The organism is Halorubrum kocurii JCM 14978 (assembly GCF_000337355.1).
In the GTDB taxonomy this organism is placed as follows: Archaea; Halobacteriota; Halobacteria; order Halobacteriales; family Haloferacaceae; genus Halorubrum; species Halorubrum kocurii.
The window spans coordinates 16038-34719 of the sequence record NZ_AOJH01000040.1 but is presented as its reverse complement, the minus strand read 5'-3'; the positions used below and the strand labels follow the sequence as shown (position 1 = coordinate 34719).

Genomic DNA, 18682 nt, shown 5'->3' with positions numbered 1-18682 from the left:
GGGATTAAACCCTCGCGTTCCGAGCCCTCGAATGAACTCGAAACTACCCGATCGTTTATAATGTTTGGGCGGGAGGTCGTGGTATGAACTGGCGAGAGGCGGAGCGGGAGTTCACGGACGACGTCGTCGCCCGAGAGACGCTCCCACGCACCTTCGAGCGGTCCGCCGAGCGCAACGCGGACCGGCTCGCCCAGCGGTACAAGGGGGGGATCTACGACCGGTCGCTGGTCTCCAGGGGAGTGCTCCCGCCCGCCTCGGAGGGGGAGTACGCCGACGTGACCTACGCCGAGATGCGCTCCATCGTCCGGCGGCTCGCGGCCGGGTTCCGCGAGCTCGGGGTCGAAGACGACACCCGCGTGGCGCTGTACGCGCAGACGCGGATGGAGTGGGCCCAGACCGACTTCGCGGTGCTCGCCGCGGGCGCGACCGTCACGACCGTGTACGCCTCCTCCTCCCCGAGACAGGTCCGCTACCTGATCGAGGACCCGGGCGCCACCGTCGTGGTCGCGGAGAACCGAGAGCTGCTCGACGAGGTGCTGGGGGTCGTCGGCGACCTCGACCACGACCTCGACGCCATCGTGACGTTCGACGACGTGGACACGGGCGACCTCGACGCGGAGATCGGCGGTGCGGGCGGCGACGCCGACGACATCGGCCTCTCCGCCGACGACGTGTACACCCTCGGCGAGGTCCACGCCCTCGGCGACGAGGCGTTCGACGAGGACGCCTACCAGTCGTGGATCGACGCGGTCGACGTCGAGGACCTCGCGAGCCTCATCTACACCTCCGGGACCACGGGCCAGCCGAAGGGCGTCCGACTCACCCACGCGAACTTCCGAGAGAACGTCAATCAGTGTTACCGGCGGTTCGCCGACCGACCGGACCGCGACCCCGACGTGCCGGGGATCTCGCCCGAGTCGACGACGCTCTCCTTTCTCCCCCTCGCGCACGTCTTCGAGCGGCTCGCGGGCCACTACATGATGTTCGCGGCCGGCGCGACCGTCGGCTACGCCGAGAGCCCGGACACCCTGCGGGAGGACTTCGGGCTCGTGCGCCCGACGACGACCACGAGCGTCCCCCGCGTCTACGAGAAGCTGTACGACGCGATCCGCGAGCAGGCGAGCGAGTCGCCGGTGAAAGAGCGGATCTTCGAGTGGGCGGTCGACGTCGGCCGGGCCCACCACGAGACCGAGGCGCCGGGCGCCCTCCTCGACGCCAAGCGCGCGGTCGCCGACCGGCTCGTCTTCTCGTCGGTTCGGGAGGCGATCGGCGGGAACATCGACTTCTTCATCTCCGGCGGCGGGTCGCTGTCGGCGGAGCTGTGCGCGCTGTACCACGCGATGGACCTGCCGATCCTCGAGGGGTACGGCCTGACGGAGACCTCGCCGGTGATCTGCGTCAATCCGCCCGAGGAGCCGCAGGTCGGCACCATCGGTCCGCCCGTGGTCGAGACGGAGATCGCGATCGACGGTACGGTCGTCGGCGAGGAGGTCGCGGAGCTGGCCGGCGACGTGGGCGAATTGCTTGTGCGGGGACCGCAGGTGACCGACGGCTACTGGAACCGCCCCGACGCGACCGCGGAGGCGTTCACCGAACCGGACCGGCTCCCGGAGGACGCCGTCGTCGCCGGCACGCCCCCCGACGAACGCGACGGCGATCCGGACGAGCCCTGGTTCCACACAGGCGACATCGTCCAGCTCAGGCCGGACGGGTACGTCGCCTTCCGCGAGCGCGCCAAGCAGCTGCTCGTGCTCTCGACCGGCAAGAACGTCGCGCCCGGTCCCATCGAGGACCGGTTCGCGGCCAACGAGTTCGTCGAGCAGTGCGTCGTGCTCGGCGACGGCCGGAAGTTCGTCTCCGCCCTTATCGTCCCGAACTTCGAGAAGGTGGACGCATGGGCCGACGCGCGGGGGATCGACCTCCCCGACGACCGCAAGGGGATCTGTCGCGACGACCGAGTCCGCGAGCGGATCCAAGCGGAGGTCGACCGCGTCAACGAGGAGTTCGAACCGTACGAGCGGATCAAGCAGTTCCGGATCGTCGAAGAGGAGTTCACCGAGGAGAACGACCTGCTCACGCCGACGATGAAGAAGAAGCGGCGCAACATCTTAGACCGCTTCGCCGACGAGGTCGAGGTGATCTACGAGGATGCCTAGGGGGAGAGGCGGCGGGGAGCCAGCGAGTGAGGCGGCCGGAAGCCAGCGCATGAGATCGACGGGAGCCAGCGCATGAGATCGACGGGAGCCAGCGCATGAGATCGACGGGAGCCAGCGCATGAGATCGACGGGAGCGTTTTAGCCGGGTCGGCGCCAACGATCGACCGACGCCATGATCGAACTCTACCAGTCGGAGGGCTGTCCGCACTGCACGAAGGTCCGGGAGACGCTCTCGGAGCTCGGCGTCTCCTACGTCGCCCACAACCCCCGTCTCCCGGGCGACGTGGGCGGCGACGTGACCAACGAGGTCACCCACGAGAAGCTCACCGCCGTCGGGGACGATCAGATCCCGTACCTCGTCGACACCGACCGCGGCGTGACGATGTACGAGAGCGACGCCATCGTCGAGTACCTGAAAGAACAGTACAAATAGCTGCCACGCGTCGACCGCGACCCCTACGCCGACGACGTGACCGACTCCGAGGGGTCGTCGCCCTCGACGGGCTCGCCCTCGCCCGCTCCGCCCTCGTCGACCGGGTCGCCGAACGCGTAGACGGTGTTGTGGCCGGTCACCTCGACCTCCAGGAAGTCCCCCACGTCGACGCCGCGCTCGGTCGCGTTCTGGACGATGATCTGGCGGTAGGCGCCGTCGCGGCACTTCACGGAGTCGCCGGTCCCCTCCTCGACGACGAGCACCTCGAACGTCTCGCCGACCATCGACTCGTACGCCTCGCCGACGACCTCCATCTTCAGCTCGGACATCGCCTTCGAGCGCTCCTTCTTCACGGTCCCGCCGAGCCCCTTCATCTCGGCGGCGTCGGTGCCGGGGCGCTTCGAGAAGCGGGTGACGTTGATCTTCTCGGGGCGGACCTCGGCGAGCAGATCCATCGACCGCTCGTGATCGGCTTCGGTCTCGGTCGGGAAGCCGACGATGAAGTCCGTCGAGAGCGTCCAGTGGTCGAGCCGGTCGTCGAACGTCTCGACGACCTCGCGGAACTTCTCGACGCGATGCTGGCGGCGCATCTCCTCGAGCACCTCGTCGGAGCCGGACTGGACCGGCGCGTGGACGAAGTCGTACAGCTCCTCGTTGTCCGCGAACACCTCGACCAGCTCCTCGTGGATGCCGTGGATCCCGCCGGGGTTGGCCATCCCGAGCCGGACTCGGAACTCGCCGTCGATGTCGCAGATTCGGTCGAGCAGCTCCGGCAGCTTCCGGTCGCCGTCGTCCCACCCGTAGACCCCGGTGTCCTGTCCGGTCACCCGGATCTCCTTGGCGCCGGCGTGGACCAGCGCGCGGGCCTTCTCGACGTTCTCCTCGACCGACGGGGAGTCGACCCGGCCGGTCGCGAACTTCGTGATGCAGTACGAGCAGTTGCTCATACAGCCGCGCGCGATGGGGAGGATGCCGACGACGCCGTCCAAGACGGGCTCGGCGTCGGGGGTGACCGTCGGGCACTCGCCGTTGAGCACGTAGGAGGGGACCTCGTCCCAGTGGAGGATCTCGGCGTCGACGCCGGCCTCCTCGAACGTCTCGCCCTGCGCGAGCGCCATGCAGCCGGTGACGACGAGCTCGGCGGTCTCGTCTTCCAGCTCCTCGGCGCGTCGGAGCATGTTCCGCTCCGTCTTCTCGACGACCGTACAGGTGTTGAGGATGGCGACATCCGCGTCTTCGGGACCGTCGGCCGGGCGGTGGCCGCCGTCGCGCAGCGCCCGCTCGATCTCCCGGCTCTCGCCCCGGTTGGAACTACAGCCGTACGTTTCGATGTGATACGTCGCCATCGAGTATGCGTAGTAACTGACGCGCGGTCAAAAGGACGACGGATCGGGGTCGAGTGCGCCGCGAGCGTCGGCTCGTCTCAGCGCCCCTCGTCGACGACCTCGAAGAGGCTCCCCCAGTTTTCGGAGTCTTCGCTCTCGGGAAGCATGTCCCGGAGCTGGTGGAAGTCCGACTCGGGGACTTGCGACCGAACGACGTCCATGATGACCCGGGCGTGATAGGCCGCGTCGGCCGGGTCCGCGTGCTCGATCTCGCTCACCCGCTCGACGAACTCCTGCCAGTCGAAGCGCTGGCCGTGGTCGTGGACCGCGCCCGTCAGGTACCACTTGATCTCGAGGGGCAGCGAGGCGGCGAGGTCCGCCGCGTTGCCCTCGGGAATCCGCTGCCCGAGCGTCATGAGCGTCGCCCGGATCGCCCGCACCGTCTCTCCCGTCCCGGGCAGTTCGAGTCGGTGCTGCACTTCTCCGGTGAATTCGTCGAAGTTCATATATAAATCCACGTCGCGGAGGCATGTCAATTGTACTGAGTATTCTCACCGTCTGGAAACCAAACCGCCGGCGTTCAGCGACGAGACAGTGAAATACGGGTTGCCGGGTACCGAGAACAGTCAGTGACTACTTGAGAGCGAATGACAAATATGTAACTGTTGACGAGGCGGCGGTGGAACTGGCCCGCCCGACCAACACGGAACCACACCCACACTCATGGAGATAACAGACATCGTTTCGACGGAGTACGTGAAGCTTCCTCCCGACGCACCGGTCTCAAAGCTCGTTGGGACGTTCGACGACCCGTCAGTCGCCGGCGTCGTCGTGTACGGAGAGAAGTTCGAGGGAGTCGTCACGAGGCGACAGCTCGCGAGTTCGCACCATCAGCCGGATCAGAAGCTCAAGTCGGTGGTCTGGAACGTTCCCCGGGTCACGCCCGACGAGGACGTCCGGCGGGTCGCACGGCTCATGATCGACGGGGGCTCGCGGCTGCTCCCCGTGTTCGACGACGACGAACTGATCGGCGTCGTTACCGCAGACGACCTGCTGGAGAACGTCAAGCGGTTCCTCGACGCCGCCACGGTCGACGAAGCGTACTCGCCGGACGCCATCACGATCGAACCGCGAACGAGCGTCGGCGAGGCGCTCAACGTCTTTCGCGAAAACCGGATCACGCACATCCCGGTCGTGGAGGACGACACGGCGGTCGGGATCCTCAGTCTCTACGATGTGATGGATCTGACGGTTCGGAGTGCGGTTCGGAGCCAAGGCGGAGACGCGGGTGACACGCAAGCGGACACCGACGGCACAGCTGTCAGCGACGGGCGTACGCAGCGGGGCGGTTTCGGTGCCCGGGAAGGCGAACTGGCGCGAGTCATCGACCTGCCGGTTCGAGACGTGATGGCGTCGCCGGTGCGGGCGATCGCACCCGACCGGACGCTCGAAACCGCCGTGGAGGAGCTGTTCGAGATCGGCGCATCGTCGCTGGTCGTCGAGCGGGACGGTGAGCTGGCGGGGATCGTCACGAAAACGGACATCCTCGACTCGCTGACGTGGGAGGCCGACGAGACCCGCGCCGTCCAAGTGTACAACGCGGACCTCCTCGACGACGTGGAGTACGGCGAGATCGTGGAGATGATCGAGAAGTTCGACGACAGGGACCACGGGATGGAGATCCTCGATGCGAAGGTCCATCTTCACAAACACGACGAGAAGCTTCGGGGCACGCCGCTGTTGCTGGCCCGGATCCGGCTCCACACGGACCAAGGCCTGTACATCGCTTCGGCCGAGGGGTACGGTGCGAGCCACGCGCTCAACCAGACGCGAGACGCTCTCGAGCGCCAGATACGTGATAAAAAGACGTACGGACGGAACAAGAAGCCCCGGAACGAGGAGTTCTGGGAGAAGCGCTTCGGGTGGATACTCGAAGGCGCAGAGTGACCGAGACGGCTCCGCTCTGCGCGAGGGTTTCTTGATCGCGACCGGGCCCGGCGACGAATGGCCGGACCGGCCCCGCCGCGCCGCTGGGTCGGACGGAGGCTACTGCGTCGATTCGTAGATCTCCACTCCCGAGGAGGCCCCGATCCGGGTGGCCCCCGCGGCCACCATCTCGAGGGCCTCCTCGAAGGTGGAGATCCCGCCCGACGCCTTGATTTGGGTGTCCGAACCGACCGCGTCTCGGATCGCCGTAATCTCCTCGGTGGCCGTCGGCCCGTCGTACCCGACGGCGGTCTTGACGAAGTCGGCACCGCCCTCCTCGACGAGTCCGGCGGCCCGCCGTATCTCCGGCGGCGTCAGGGCGGGCGACTCGATGATGCATTTCAGCGTCTTCTCGCCGACCGCGTCCCTGACCGCTTCGACGTCGTCGACGACGGCCTCGCGATCGCCGTTCGCGAACGCGGTCCTGTTCATCACCATGTCGAACTCGTCGACGTGCTCGCGGAGCGCCTCGACCTCGCTCCGTTTGGCCGCCGAGTTCTGTATCCCGTAGGGGAACCCGACCACCGCGACGACGTTCGCGTCCCCGTCGAGCAGTTCGCTCGCGAGCGCCGCGTGGTACGGAACGACGACGGCCGAGCAGAAGCCGTACTCGAGGACCTCTTCGCAGAGGGTCCGGATCGCCGCTTCTGTCGCGGTCGGGTCGACGTTCGTGTGGTCGATGATCGACGCGACCCGCTCGGGGTCGTCACGAAGTGTATCTTCCAGTGACATGTCTCTATATAGCGTTCGAGAGGATAAGTATGTCCGCCGCTCGAAACGTTCCGGCGCGCCGTCGCTCCCCCCGGCGGGGTGACGGGCTCGCACGAGGGTGCGGGGCGGTACTCGACGGACGAGCGAGAGTCGATCGGGTCGCGATCGCTCACGACCCCGTTTCGAAATCGTCCGCCCGGGCTCAGTCCTCGGCGACCGCGGTCGCCGTGGGCGCCTCCGCGTCGGGCTCGGAGGCGGCGTCGGGATCGGACCCGGTCGACCGCTCCGGCTCGGCGACGGACGAGTACACGGACCGGCGAGCGTCCTTGGGGCAGAGCCCCTCTTCGACGAGCCCGACCTCGGTGAGTTTCTCCACCGCGAACCGGACGGTTCGGGTCGAGAGGCGCGTCTCCTCGGCGAGCCCGGTCTGGTCGAACCGACCCTCCTCGTCGAGAACGTAGTAGACCAGTTTGGCGCTCGGCGGGAGCGGCTCCAGAAGCTCGCGGGTGCCTTCGTCCATACCCCATACACACGGTCGAGTCGTGCATAACCGTGGCCCGGGTGTGCGCAGCGTTCGCACGTCCACGACCGATTTATATATGCCGCCTCCGCTCGGCCCGCGCTCCCGCGTCAGCCGTCGGTCCGGAACTCGAACCGCGCGCCGTCGTCATCGACCGCGTCGAACGCCCACCCGTGTGCGGCCGCGATCTCGCGGACGATCGCGAGACCGAACCCCGTCCCCTCGGGGTCGCTCGACGCCCCGTACTCGGTCGCCTCCGCGGGGCCGATCCCGAAGCCGACGCCGCCGTCCGCCACGTAGAAGCCGTCCGGAAGCGCGCCGACGCGGACGGTGACGCCGTCGGGGGCCGACGCGGAGTCCGCGTCGCCGCCCTCGACGCTACCGTCGGGAGCCGCCCGACCGTCAGGCGAGCCGTGCTCGACGCTATTTATAAACAGGTTCTCCAGCAGCGTGCGCAGGCGCTCCGGGTCCGCCTCGACGGCGAGCGACTCGTCCGGCCGGGCGAGGGTCGCGTCCACGGTGTCGACGGTCCGCCACGCCTGCGCCGCCGCGTCGGCGAGGGGGACGGACTCCAGCTCGTCGACCGTGCGCCCCTGCCGCGCCAGGGCGAGCAGGTCGTCGATGAGTTCCTCCATCCGGTCGTGGGCATCGCCGATCCGGTCGAGCTCGTCGAGGGCGTCGGCGTCGTCGACGTTCGCCCGGGCGAGTTCGAGCCGCCCCGCAGCGACGTTGAGCGGGTTCCGGAGGTCGTGCGAGACCAGCCCGGCGAACTTCTCGAGGCGGTCGATCTCCCGGTTGAGCTCAGCGTCGCGGTCGCGGAGCTGGGCCGTGCGCTGGGCGTGGTCGAGCGCGACGGTGACGTTCGCACCGAGCACCCGCGCGAGCTGGACCGCGGTGTCGTCGAAGAATCCCGGTTCGCGGGAGCCGAGCGGCATCACGCCGTGGTCGCCGAGCGGGACCACGAGCAGGCTCCGGTGCATGCCGTAGCCGATGGCCGTCTCGACCGCGTCGAGGTCGTCGACGACGATCGGCTCGCCGGTCTCGAACGCCTCCCAGAGCCGGCCGTCGCCGGGCCCGTAAGGGGGTCGCTCGCCGAGGGCCGCCGTCGCCTCCTCGCTGATGGCGGTCGGCGACAGCGCGTTCGCGTCGGGGTCGTACAGCCGGACGCCGCTGGCCGGGAACTCCAGGATGTCGATCGCGGCCCGCGCCGCCAGCGCCGCGATCTCCTCGCGGTCCCCGCCGCGGAACATCTCTCGCGTCGTCTCGTGGAGCCGCCGGAGGGTGCGTTCCACTCGCTTCTGCTCGCCGATGTCGGCGTAGACGTTGTAGACGATCGTCTCGTCCGACCGGCTGACCGGGATCACGTTCAGGATGAAGTCCCGGAGCCCGTCCGCGGTCCGCCGGCGTACCTCTCGTCGGATCGGCTCGCCGTCGTCGAGAACCCCGCCGCCGTCGATGCGCTCGTCGCCCTCGGGGACGATCGCGTCGTGGATCTCTCGGTAGCCGTGCGCCGCGTCCGAGAACCCGAACGTCTCCTCGAACGCCTCGTTGGTCGCGTCGAGCCGCCGCTCGTCCCCCTCCGCGGAGGCGGTCCTAACGACAGGTAGCGGGAGATCCTCGAACAGCGCCGAGAGCCTGTCGCGCTCGCTCCTGAGCGCGTTCTCGGTCTCGATCTGTTCGAGCGCGTCGGCGGCGTGGGCGGCCAGCAGCTCGGCGAACTCCACGTCGCCGCCGTCGAAGGAAGCGTACCCGTCAGAAACGGCCTGAAACGCCCCGTACGGTCCGATCGGGACGCTGATCGCGGAGCGGATGTCGTCGGCCACCGGATCGGCCAGTTCTTCGGCCTCGGTAGGGGCGTTCGCGTCGGGAGGTGCATTCGCGTCGCCCTCGCTCGCGGGGGCAGCGCCCCCGGCGGTCCCGGCGGCCGGTCCCCGCCGGGACACACCTGGGTCCGTCGGGTCCTCCAGTTCGTCCGGATCCGCCGGGTCGACGCTGAGGTTGTCGACGACGATGGTCCGTTCCTCGGCGACGGTGGTCCCGACGACGCCCTCGCCGAGGTCGAACGTCCTGACTTCCTCCTCCCCGACGTTCGCCGAGCGCGCTTCCGGGACGAGGCGGTCGCCGCGGCGGCGGGCGGTGACGCAGCGGTCGAACGACAGGATCTCTTCGGCGGCGTCGACGACGCGTTCGAACACATCGGTCGCGCTCTCGGCCCCGGACACCTCGGTCGCGAACTCGTGGATCGCGGTGACCTTCGCGTTCACCCCGCGGAGGTCGCGCTCTGCCCGGCGACGGTCGAGAGCGTTCTCGACGCTGTTCGCGAGCATCTCGTACCGGTCGCGGCCGCCGCCCTTCTGGAGGTAGTCGGTGACGCCGGCCGAGATCGCCTCGCTCGCGATCTCCTCGCTCCCCCGACCGGTGAACAGCACGAAGGGGAGTCCAGGGTCGATCGACCGGACGGCTTCGAGGAGCTCGAGCCCGTCCGTGCCCGGCATGTTGTAGTCGCTGACGACGCAGTCTACTCGCTGATCGCGGACGACGGCGAGCGCGTCCGCCGGCGCGGTCCGCGTCACCGTCTCCACCCCGTCGACGAGGCGCTCGACGTGGGTGGCCGCGAGGTCGGCGGCGCCCGGCTCGTCGTCGACGAGGAGCACCCGCCGAGGCCCGCCCCCCGCCGGCTCCGACCCCCGGAAAGCGTCGGCCTCCGGCCCGTTCCCGCTGCCCGTGGGATCGGTATTCATACTCACACCTCTTTCTACTGGTAATTTTACCTTTCGCTCCGGTATCCAAAACTGAAAACGGGTCGAGGCGGGTGAAGCGGGCCGCTCGCCTGCTTACAGGAACTCCTCGACGTGGTCGGCGACCTCCTCGGGGGTGTCGCCGACGGGGACGCCCGCGTCGTTGAGCGCGTCGATCTTCGACTGCGCGGTGCCCGTCCCCGAGCCGGAGACGATGGCGCCCGCGTGGCCCATCCGCTTGCCCGGCGGCGCCGTGCGCCCGGCGATGAAGCCGGCGACCGGCGTGTCCATGTGCTCGCCGATGAACCGCGCGGCCTGCTCCTCGTCCTCGCCGCCGATCTCCCCGCACATCACGACCGCGTCGGTGTCGGCGTCGGCCTCGAACGCCTCTAAGGCGTCGATGAAGGAGGTGCCGATGATCGGGTCGCCGCCGATCCCGATGGCGGTCGACTGGCCGAGCCCGCGCTCGGTGAGGTTGTCGACAACCTGGTACGTGAGCGTGCCAGACCGCGAGACGAGCCCGACGTTGCCGTCAGAGAAGATGTTGCCGGGGAGGATGCCGAGCTTCGCCTCGCCGGGCGTGATGATCCCCGGACAGTTCGGCCCGATGAGGCGGGTGTCGGTCTCGCTCAGGCGCTTGTTCACCTTCGCCATGTCCTGAGTCGGGATCCCCTCGGTGATCGCGACCGCGAGGTCCAGATCCGTGTCCAGCGACTCGAAGATCGCGTCGCCGGCGAACGCCGGCGGCACGAAAATGACGGAGGCGTCGGCGTCCTCCGCCTCGACCGCCTCGTCGACGGTGTCGTAGACCGGGACGCCGTCGACCTCCTGGCCGCCCTTGCCCGGCACCGCGCCGGCGACGACGTTGGTGCCGTACTCGATCATCTGGCCGGCGTGGAACTTCCCTTCCCCGCCGGTGATCCCCTGTACCACGACGCGCGTGTCGTCGTCGACGAAAATGCTCATTGGGACACCTCCTCGGCGTTCGCGACCGCACGCTGGACCGCCTCCTCCAGCGTCTTCTCGACCTCGATCAGGTCGGTGTTCAGGATCTCCATCCCCTCCTCGGCGTTGGTGCCGGCGAGCCGGACGACGACCGGCTTCGGGATCTCGTCGAACTCGGCGAGCGCCTCGTTGATCCCCTTGGCGACCTCGTCGCCGCGGGTGATCCCGCCGAAGATGTTGAACACGACGCTGTCGACGTTGGGGTCGGAGAACACCATATCCAGCGCCTGCGTGACCCGTTCGGCCTTCGCGCCGCCGCCGATGTCGAGGAAGTTGGCGGGCGCGCCGCCGTAGTAGTCGACCAGGTCGAGCGTCGTCATCACGAGCCCGGCGCCGTTGCCGATGATGCCGACGTTGCCCGAGAGGCGGACGTAGTCGAAGCCGTACTCGCCGGCCTTCCGTTCGAGGTCGTCCTCGTAGGACGCCTCGGCCATCTCGGCGAGGTCGGGCTGCCGGAACAGCGCGTCCTCGTCGATGTTCATCACGGCGTCCGCGGCGACCACGTCGCGGTCGCTCGTGATCATGACGGGGTTGACCTCGATCTCGGAGGCGTCGTTCTCCTCGTAGAGGTCGTACAGCGTCGAGAGGATCGAGGCCACGTCGAGCGCCACGTCGGCGTCGACGCCGGCCTCGTAGACGACCTTGCGGGCCTGATACGGGTGGAGCCCGAACGCGGGGTCGACGTGTTCGCGCGCGATCGCGTCCGGGTTCTCCTCGGCGACCTCCTCGATGTTCACGCCGCCCTCGGTCGAGACCATCAGGACCGGTTTCCCCTCGCCGCGGTCCATCGTGACGCCGACGTACAGCTCGTCGACGAAGTCGACGCCGGCCTCGACGAGGACCTCGTCGACGGTGTACCCTTTCAGGTCCATTCCGAGGATCTCCTCGGCGTACTGCTCGGCCTCCTCCCGGTCGGTCGCGATCTTGATCCCGCCGGCCTTGCCGCGGCCCCCCACGTGGACCTGTGCCTTGATCGCGGCCGGGTAGCCGATCTCGTCGACCGCGTCGAGCGCCTCGTCGACGGTCGTCGCGAGCCGGGAGTCCGGTACCGGGATCCCAGCGTCGGCGAAGATAGTCTTCGCTTGATGTTCGTGTAGTTTCATCCGTGTTGAATCGTGACCGACGGCGGCTTAAATTGTGCCGATCCGGCGCGAGCGGTGAGTACCGGGCCTCCGGAGGTGGTAGCGGTTGTGGAGCCCGGAGCTCGTCCGGTGATCGTGTATTCCTCCGTGACGACGTACTCGATCGAAACCCGATCGGGTGCCTTTTCACGTGATACTACCCCTACCCGATAGTATGTTGTGTTGGACTGTAGAGGTGACCGTCTGAATGATTTCGCTCGCCCTCAGAGTCTTGGAGATCGCCGCGATTTCCGTTCCGTTGATTGCGATTCTGGTGGTCCAGATTCTTCGAACGGATGTGCTGAACGAACGCGTCCCGGACGAGCTACTGGAGTACGTGAGTCGGCTACTCGTCGCGACTAGTTTGCTTTTCGTGGCCGCGATCGTTGCGGCGATGAGTCTCGCATTTGAGTCGGGACTCTCGCTGTTGGGACTGATAAGTGTCACCGCTCTTGGACTGGGACTGGCCCTGCTATCGATTGTGGCATTGTTCTTCCCGTTGGTGTCGCTATCCCTCTTCCGCGGAGATACGGAACAGCAGACGCTCTCTGAGACTACCGGCGAATCCACCAACGGTGAGGAAGATTTACCATCCCAGCGGAAAGAAGATTCAGTCGAGAAGAAATCCGAGCCGGAAACGGAGACGTTGATCCGGATCGACTGGATGAACCGACCATGGCCACAAAATCAGTCAACACTGGCGATATCGACGAGCTGTTCAAGTGGGTAGTCCGGACTATTTTGATACTTGCGGGCGGTGTCGTCTCGCTTGGATTCGGAGCGTTTACAGGAGTCTCGGTGATAAATTGGGTCGGCTATCTGCTGATCGGTATCGCGTTTGCTATCCTCCTTTGGACGAGTCAGCCGGTTTGGCGGTAGCCGTCCGCGAACTCAGGCGTCATACGTCTAACTCTGCGGTTGGTTCCTTCTTGGCGCAGTCGGCGACACGATTGTTTATATATGAGTGAGTGCAGATCAGTAGTCCTCACTCAAATGGGCAGCCGCGACGGCTCGCGTGACTCGGTGCGGTCCTTGCGTCGTCAGGGATGGCCCTCGCGACTGCTCTTTTGAGTCCCGCCCGGCACAGCGACCACACCTCACGCCTCCCCAGCCTCAACGAGCGGGCCGGCGCGACTCCGCCCGCGCCGGCCCGCCGCCTCCCTCGGGCTTGGTTCGCGCCCGGTGGGCGCTTACCGGAGCGCGCCACCGCCTCGTTCATTTATAAATAGTCGTCAGAGTAGCAAACTCGCTCGACCGAACTGTCGACCGTAACATCGGTTCAGCCGTAAATGACGAGGGCCGCGCTTCGGATCCGCCGGCGCTCAGTCGTCGTCGCCGAGGATGACGCGGTGCGTCATCGCCTCGGGGTCGAGCACCTCGTCCGCCTCCGCCTCGGTGAGGTAGCCGGCGTCGACGGCGGCCTCGCGGACGCTCTTGCCCTCTTTCAGCGCGGTCTTCGCGACCTTCGAGGCCTTGTCGTAGCCGATCGCGGGGTTGAGCGCGGTCGCGAGCGCCATCGACTGCTCGACGCGCGTCTCGCAGTGCTCCTCGTTGGCCTCCAGCTTCGCGACGAACCGCTCGCCGAACGTCTCGGCGGCGTTCGACAACAGCGCCGCCGATTCGAGGAAGTTGTGTGCGATGACGGGCTTGTAGAGGTTCAGGTCGATCTCGCCGCGCGCGGCGCCGGCCGAGATCGCGGCGTCGTTGCCGACGACCTGCTTGTGGACCTGGTTGACCGACTCGGCGACGACGGGGTTGATCTTCCCGGGCATGATCGAGGAGCCGGGCTGGTTCTCGGGCTGCTCGACCTCGCCGAGCCCGTTGCGCGGGCCGGAGGCGAGGAGGCGGAGGTCGTTGGCCATCTTGTTCATGCTGCCCGCGATCGTGCGGAGCGCGCCGTGCGCCTCGGCCATCGCGTCGTGGGCGGCCTGCGCCTCGAAGTGGTTCTCCGCCTCGCGGAACGTCGTCCCGGTCTCGTCGGAGATGTACTCGGCGGCGAGCTCCGGGAACTCGGGGTGGGTGTTGAGGCCGGTCCCGACCGCGGTGCCGCCGAGGGCGAGCTCGCGGAGGTTCGCCTGAACGCTCTTGGCGCGCTCGATCCCCTTCGCGGTCTGGGTGCGGTAGCCGCCGAACTCCTGCCCGAGCCGGATGGGGGTCGCGTCCTGGAGGTGCGTCCGGCCGGTCTTGACGACGCCGTCGAACGCCGCCTCCTTCGCCTCCAGCTCGGCGTGGAGCGTTTCGAGCGCCGGCACGAGGTCCTTCTTGACGGCCTCGAGCGCCGCGACGTGCATCGCGGTCGGGATCACGTCGTTCGAGGACTGCCCGTAGTTGACGTGGTCGTTCGGGTGGACGACCCGGTCGCCGATCTCCGCGCCCGCGATCTCGGCGGCGCGGTTGGCGATGACCTCGTTGGCGTTCATGTTCGAGGAGGTGCCCGAGCCGGTCTGGAACACGTCGACGGGGAACTGGTCGTCGTGCTCGCCCGCGATGACCTCGTCGGCGGCGGCGACGATCGCGTCGGCGGTGTCGTCGTCGATGAGGTCCAAGTCGCGGTTCGCCTGCGCGGCCGCCTTCTTGACGACGCCGAGCGCGCGGATGAACCGCCGGCTCATCGGGATCCCCGAGATCGGGAAGTTCTCGACGGCGCGCTGGGTCTGCGCGCCCCAGTAGGCGTCCGTCGGCACCTGCATCTCGCCGAGGCTGTCCTCCTCCGTGCGGTAGTCTTCGCTCATACGTGCGCGTTCCCGCGAGACCGGGTAAAAGCTACTGGAAGCGGTCACGGTTCCCGCCGCACGGGAAGCCGGTTTCGCTCGAACTCGTCCCTTACTCAAACACGAACGCGAGCGTCAGCAGCGCGCCGTTGATCCCGAGCGTCCCGGTCACGAGCAGTCCGAGCGGCGGGTCTTCGCCGGAATGGGTCACGAGCAGCACGAAGGAGCCGATCCCGACCGCCGCGAGCCCGAGGGTCAGGACGGCCTCGGACCACCGGTTCCAGGAGTCGTCGAGCGCGGGCTCAACCCGGGCGAGCCACCAGTCAGGATCGTCGGCGGCGATCGCGTCGGCGGTCTCATCGCCGTCCGCGCCCGGCTCCCGCCCGAGCAGTTCGAACAGCGCCGGCCGACCGCCGACGGCCAGCAGCGTCCCGAGCGCGACGACGGCGAGGCCGACGAGGACCGACGGTGGCGCGGTGCGGACGTAGAGGGCGCCACCGAGCGCGACGAACGCCAGCGCGGAGACGCCGGCGAGGGTTCCGCGGAGGGCGGATCGCATTGTGGTTCGGGGAGCAGGGGGTGGTGAGGGTGGAGCGGCGCCGAGTCGTTACGCCTCGTCGACCGGGAACAGCCCCGCGTCCCGGAGGTCGTCGTCGAGGGCGCCGTCGCCGTGTTCCGCGTACGCTTCCGGGGTGTACGTCTTGATCTCTAGGGCGTGGACCGACCGGGTCATGTGGTCGCCGACGGCGTCGTACACCCGCTGGTGCTGGTCGACGAGCGACTCCCCCTCGAACGCTGGCGAGACGACCCACGCCGCGAAGTGGGCGTCCTCGTCCTCGTCGTCGTGGACGCGCGGGGTCGTCACGCGGGCGACGGCGTCCGGAATCCCGTCCTCGATGAGGTCGGCGATCGCCGACGGATCGATGGTCATACGCGTCATCGGGTCCGCCTCGTCAAAAAGCGACCGCATGGTCGACGTCCGGCGCCGCGTCCGGTTCGGCTTCGGGCACCGGGTCAGCCGCGTTGTCGATCCGCTCGCGGTGTCGATCAGCTCGCGGTCTCGTTCGTGGCCGTTCCGTTCTCGGCGTCGCCCGACCCGTCGTCGGTGTCGTCGGCGTCCTCGCCATCCTCGTCGTCGATCTCGTTCACCTCGACGTCCCGCCCCGCGACGCCGCTCCCGGCGATCACGGGCTTGAGGATGTAGCCGTTGTTCTTGCCCCGCTTGACGACGTTGATGTCGAAGACGAAGCTGACCGGTTCGTCGGGGGTGACCTCGAACCCGTTCGTGATCTGGAGCTTCTCGCTCGGGAGCTTCACGTCGACTTCCTCGCCGTCGACGATCCCCTCGACCGTCGTGACCGAGAGCTCGATCTTCTCGTAGCTCCCGGCCGGGATCTCACCGTCGAACACGGCCATCGCGTCGTCCTCGATCACCTGCGTGAGGTCGACCGTCGCGTCCTCGAGGTCGACGACGGTGAAGCCGCGGTCGTCCTCGTCGTTATCGTCTCCACCGTCGTCCGCTTCTTCGTTTTCGTCGTCGGTCGCGTCGTTTTCGTCGTCCGTCGCGTCGCCGTCGTCTTCCTCCGCGGTCCCGTTCGTGGGGGCGCTCTCGTCCACGGTCTCGTTGCCGGACTGGTCGGTCCCCTCGTCTTCGTCGTCCGCCTCCGCATCGTCGGTTTCGTCGTCCTCGTCGTCTTCCTCTTCGTCATCTTCCTCTTCGTCATCTTCCTCCTCGTCATCTTCCTCCTCCCCGTCTTCGTCCTGCGCCTGGAAGATCCGGGCCTCGTCAAGGGTGACGTTCAGTTGGTCGAAGTCGGCGATGTCGGCCGGCGCGTCGCTGATAAGGAGCCGGAAGTTGCCGGTGAGGGTTTCCGAACCGTCGGAGCCGTCCGAGCCGCCGGACGGGGTGAGTTCGCCGTCGCCGGCACAGCCAGCGAGCATCGTCGCCGTCGCGCCCGCGCCGAGCGCCACGAACTCCCGTCGCCGGAAGCCGTCGGCGGGAGTGTCCTGTGAGCGGTCGTCGCCTGTCGTCCGCGGTTGGTCAGTCATCGTGAGTCACCTAACTCGCCCCGTACGGGTATATAAGGGAGATACGCTATCCGAATTAGCGCGGATTAAGCCCGTTTTGCGGGGGATCGTCTCAGTCCGTTATCAACAACCGCCGACCGCATCGCCGAGAGCTACGATTCGACCGTCTCGATGCCGGCCACCTCGACCACGCGCTTCGCCTCGCGCGTCGCGCGCTCGCGGACCGCGTCGGCGTCGATTCCGACGTGCTCGCCGCCCTCGTACCGAACCCGTCCGTCGACCATCGTGAAGACCACGTCGTCGCCGTGGGCGGCGTACACCAGATGCGAGAGCGGGTCGTGAATGGGGGTGGCGCGGGTGCGGTCCGTCGTGAGTCCGATTACGTCGGCGCGCTGGCCCGCCCGGAGTGTGCCGAGCCGGTCGAAGCCGGCGGCGCGCGCGCCGTTCGTCGTCGCCATCTCCAGGACCGTCGCGGCCGGGAGCCGGGTCGGGTCCCGGGCGTCGACCTTCCCGAGGAGGCTCGCCTGTCGCATCTCGGTGAACGGGTCGAGCGTGTTGTTGCAGGGCGGCCCGTCGTTGCCGAGCGCGACCGTGATCCCGCGGTCGAGGTAGTCGTGGACCGGGGCGATCCCCGAGGCGAGCTTCATGTTCGAGGAGGGGCAGTGGGTGACGACCGTGTCGGTCTCGGCGAGCACCTCCCGCTCCGCCTCGTCGGTGTGGACGCAGTGGGCCAGCGTCACGTCCGGCCCCGTGAGCCCGACCTCGTCGAGCCACAGAATATTTCGGCTGCCCGTGTCGGCCTCGACCGCCTCGATCTCCTCTTCGTTCTCGCTGGCGTGCGTGTGGATCCTCACGCCGTCGTGGCGGTCGGCGAGGGCGCGGCAGCCCCGCAGACACGCCTCCGAACAGGTGACGGCGAACCGGGGGGTGACCGCGTACCGGACCCGGCCGCCGGCGGCGCCGTGGTACTCCTCGATGAGCGCCTCGCTCTCGGCGAGCGCGGCGTCGGTGTCCTCGATCAGCCCCTCGGGCGACTCTCGGTCCATCAACACCTTTCCGAGGCGCGCGCGGATCCCCGTCTCGATCGCGGCCTCGAACGCCTCTTCGGCGTGGTTGACGGAGAGGTGGTCGACGACGGTCGTCGTCCCCGATTCGAGGCACTCGAGGTAGCCGAGTTCGGCGGCGGCGCGGGTCGCGTCGGCGTCCATCGCCGCCTCCATCGGGAGCACGGCGTCGAAGAGCCAGTCGAGCAGGGCGGCGTCGTCGGCGATCCCGCGGCCGAGCGACTGCACCGAGTGCACGTGCCCGCCGACCAGCCCGGGCGCGACGATGTCGAGGTCGCGCCGCTCGTGGTCGGGGTACTCGTCGCGGAGGGTCTCGGCGTCCCCGACCGCGGCGATCGTCTCTCCCTCGACGACGACGGCGCCGTCGGGGACCACGGTCTCGAGGTCGGCGATGACGGTTCCGGCGATCAGCATGTCCGTCCGTTCCTGACGGTCGACTCTTAAGACGGTGTCCCTCGCTCCCTCCCGTCCGGCTACTCGAACTCGACCTCGCGCTCACGGTCTGGGCCGTCGTCGACGCGGCCCTCGAGCTCTTCCGTCTCTAGCAGTCGGTCGAGCTTCCGCTCGAACTCCTCCTCGCCGATCTCGCCGGTCGCGTACCGCTCGCGCAGCGTCGCCAGCGGGTCCTCGGCCGTCGCGGTCGTCGAGGCCGACCGACCGTCCGCCGCCTCGGGAGCGACGAGCGGGAAGTCCTCCCCGAGCAGCGCCACCAGCGGGATGAACACGAAGAAGCCGAGGATGAACGTGGCGGGGATCAGCGGTTCCAGCACCACCGGAAGGAGGACGGCGAACAGCGACGTGAGCCCGAACGAGAGGATCGCGATGAGCCCGATCAGGCGCTTCTTTTCGAACGTCGGGAGGGACATACGCGGGAGGTGTTGACG

At 68.1% G+C, this 18682-nt stretch carries 17 protein-coding genes; 4 read left to right on the top strand and 13 right to left on the bottom strand.

The genetic code is table 11. The annotated features are described in order from the left end of the window. Positions 1 to 83 precede the first annotated feature (83 nt). Together C468_RS05220 and C468_RS05215 are read left to right on the top strand one after the other, a co-directional pair. Positions 84 to 2156 (top strand): AMP-dependent synthetase/ligase, encoded by a 2073-nt coding sequence (locus tag C468_RS05220; protein WP_008847831.1) that lies wholly within the window; start codon positions 84 to 86, stop codon positions 2154 to 2156. A 172-nt stretch (positions 2157 to 2328) separates the two neighbouring features. After that, on the top strand, positions 2329 to 2589 hold the full coding sequence (locus C468_RS05215; RefSeq protein WP_008847830.1) for a glutathione S-transferase N-terminal domain-containing protein: 261 nt from the start codon (positions 2329 to 2331) through the stop codon (positions 2587 to 2589). Between the two features lie 23 nt (positions 2590 to 2612). Here C468_RS05215 and C468_RS05210 read toward each other — a convergent pair whose 3' ends face one another. Together C468_RS05210 and C468_RS05205 are read right to left on the bottom strand one after the other, a co-directional pair. Further along, positions 2613 to 3935 (bottom strand): tRNA (N(6)-L-threonylcarbamoyladenosine(37)-C(2))-methylthiotransferase, encoded by a 1323-nt coding sequence (locus C468_RS05210; RefSeq protein WP_008847829.1) that lies wholly within the window; start codon positions 3933 to 3935, stop codon positions 2613 to 2615. A 77-nt stretch (positions 3936 to 4012) separates the two neighbouring features. Further along, positions 4013 to 4420 carry a DUF2267 domain-containing protein gene (locus tag C468_RS05205; RefSeq protein WP_008847828.1) on the bottom strand — a complete coding sequence of 136 codons (408 nt, stop codon included), beginning with the start codon at positions 4418 to 4420 and terminating at the stop codon, positions 4013 to 4015. A gap of 217 nt (positions 4421 to 4637) precedes the next feature. Here C468_RS05205 and C468_RS05200 point away from each other — a divergent pair, with 217 nt between their 5' ends. Continuing rightward, entirely contained in the window at positions 4638 to 5861 is a 1224-nt protein-coding gene (locus C468_RS05200) for a CBS domain-containing protein (protein ID WP_008847827.1), read from the top strand. A 99-nt stretch (positions 5862 to 5960) separates the two neighbouring features. Here C468_RS05200 and deoC read toward each other — a convergent pair whose 3' ends face one another. From deoC to sucC, 5 genes are all read right to left on the bottom strand, one after another. After that, positions 5961 to 6632, bottom strand: coding sequence for a deoxyribose-phosphate aldolase (deoC, locus tag C468_RS05195; RefSeq protein ID WP_008847826.1), 672 nt, complete (start codon positions 6630 to 6632; stop codon positions 5961 to 5963). A 181-nt stretch (positions 6633 to 6813) separates the two neighbouring features. Then, positions 6814 to 7131 carry an ArsR family transcriptional regulator gene (locus C468_RS05190; RefSeq protein WP_008847825.1) on the bottom strand — a complete coding sequence of 106 codons (318 nt, stop codon included), beginning with the start codon at positions 7129 to 7131 and terminating at the stop codon, positions 6814 to 6816. A gap of 110 nt (positions 7132 to 7241) precedes the next feature. Further along, positions 7242 to 9872: a hybrid sensor histidine kinase/response regulator gene (locus tag C468_RS05185; protein WP_049912069.1), complete on the bottom strand. Its 2631-nt coding sequence runs from the start codon at positions 9870 to 9872 to the stop codon at positions 7242 to 7244. Between the two features lie 93 nt (positions 9873 to 9965). Continuing rightward, positions 9966 to 10835 carry a succinate--CoA ligase subunit alpha gene (sucD, locus tag C468_RS05180; RefSeq protein WP_008847823.1) on the bottom strand — a complete coding sequence of 290 codons (870 nt, stop codon included), beginning with the start codon at positions 10833 to 10835 and terminating at the stop codon, positions 9966 to 9968. Next, complete coding sequence (gene sucC / locus C468_RS05175) at positions 10832 to 11977, bottom strand: ADP-forming succinate--CoA ligase subunit beta (RefSeq protein WP_008847822.1); 1146 nt, start codon at positions 11975 to 11977, stop codon at positions 10832 to 10834. The genes sucD and sucC overlap by 4 nt, the downstream gene beginning before the upstream one ends. Positions 11978 to 12203: 226 nt before the next feature. On the opposite strand from sucC, the gene C468_RS05170 reads away from it, so the two are divergent. Beyond that, positions 12204 to 12725 carry a hypothetical protein gene (locus C468_RS05170; protein ID WP_008847821.1) on the top strand — a complete coding sequence of 174 codons (522 nt, stop codon included), beginning with the start codon at positions 12204 to 12206 and terminating at the stop codon, positions 12723 to 12725. Positions 12726 to 13317: 592 nt separating this feature from the next. On the opposite strand, the gene C468_RS05165 is transcribed toward C468_RS05170, so the two are convergent. From C468_RS05165 to C468_RS05140, 6 genes are all read right to left on the bottom strand, one after another. Continuing rightward, positions 13318 to 14727, bottom strand: coding sequence for a class II fumarate hydratase (locus C468_RS05165; protein ID WP_008847820.1), 1410 nt, complete (start codon positions 14725 to 14727; stop codon positions 13318 to 13320). Positions 14728 to 14818: 91 nt separating this feature from the next. Beyond that, a complete protein-coding gene (locus tag C468_RS05160) occupies positions 14819 to 15265 on the bottom strand; it encodes a hypothetical protein (RefSeq protein ID WP_008847818.1) in 447 nt (148 codons plus the stop codon). A 48-nt stretch (positions 15266 to 15313) separates the two neighbouring features. After that, positions 15314 to 15637, bottom strand: coding sequence for a BolA family protein (locus C468_RS05155; RefSeq protein ID WP_049912067.1), 324 nt, complete (start codon positions 15635 to 15637; stop codon positions 15314 to 15316). A gap of 116 nt (positions 15638 to 15753) precedes the next feature. Beyond that, positions 15754 to 16755, bottom strand: a complete 1002-nt coding sequence (locus tag C468_RS05150) for a DUF4382 domain-containing protein (RefSeq protein WP_008847816.1) — start codon at positions 16753 to 16755, stop codon at positions 15754 to 15756. Positions 16756 to 16886: 131 nt separating this feature from the next. Beyond that, entirely contained in the window at positions 16887 to 18212 is a 1326-nt protein-coding gene (locus tag C468_RS05145; RefSeq protein WP_008847815.1) for a 5'-deoxyadenosine deaminase, read from the bottom strand. Positions 18213 to 18271: 59 nt separating this feature from the next. After that, positions 18272 to 18664 (bottom strand): SHOCT domain-containing protein, encoded by a 393-nt coding sequence (locus C468_RS05140; protein ID WP_008847814.1) that lies wholly within the window; start codon positions 18662 to 18664, stop codon positions 18272 to 18274. Positions 18665 to 18682: the final 18 nt, after the last annotated feature.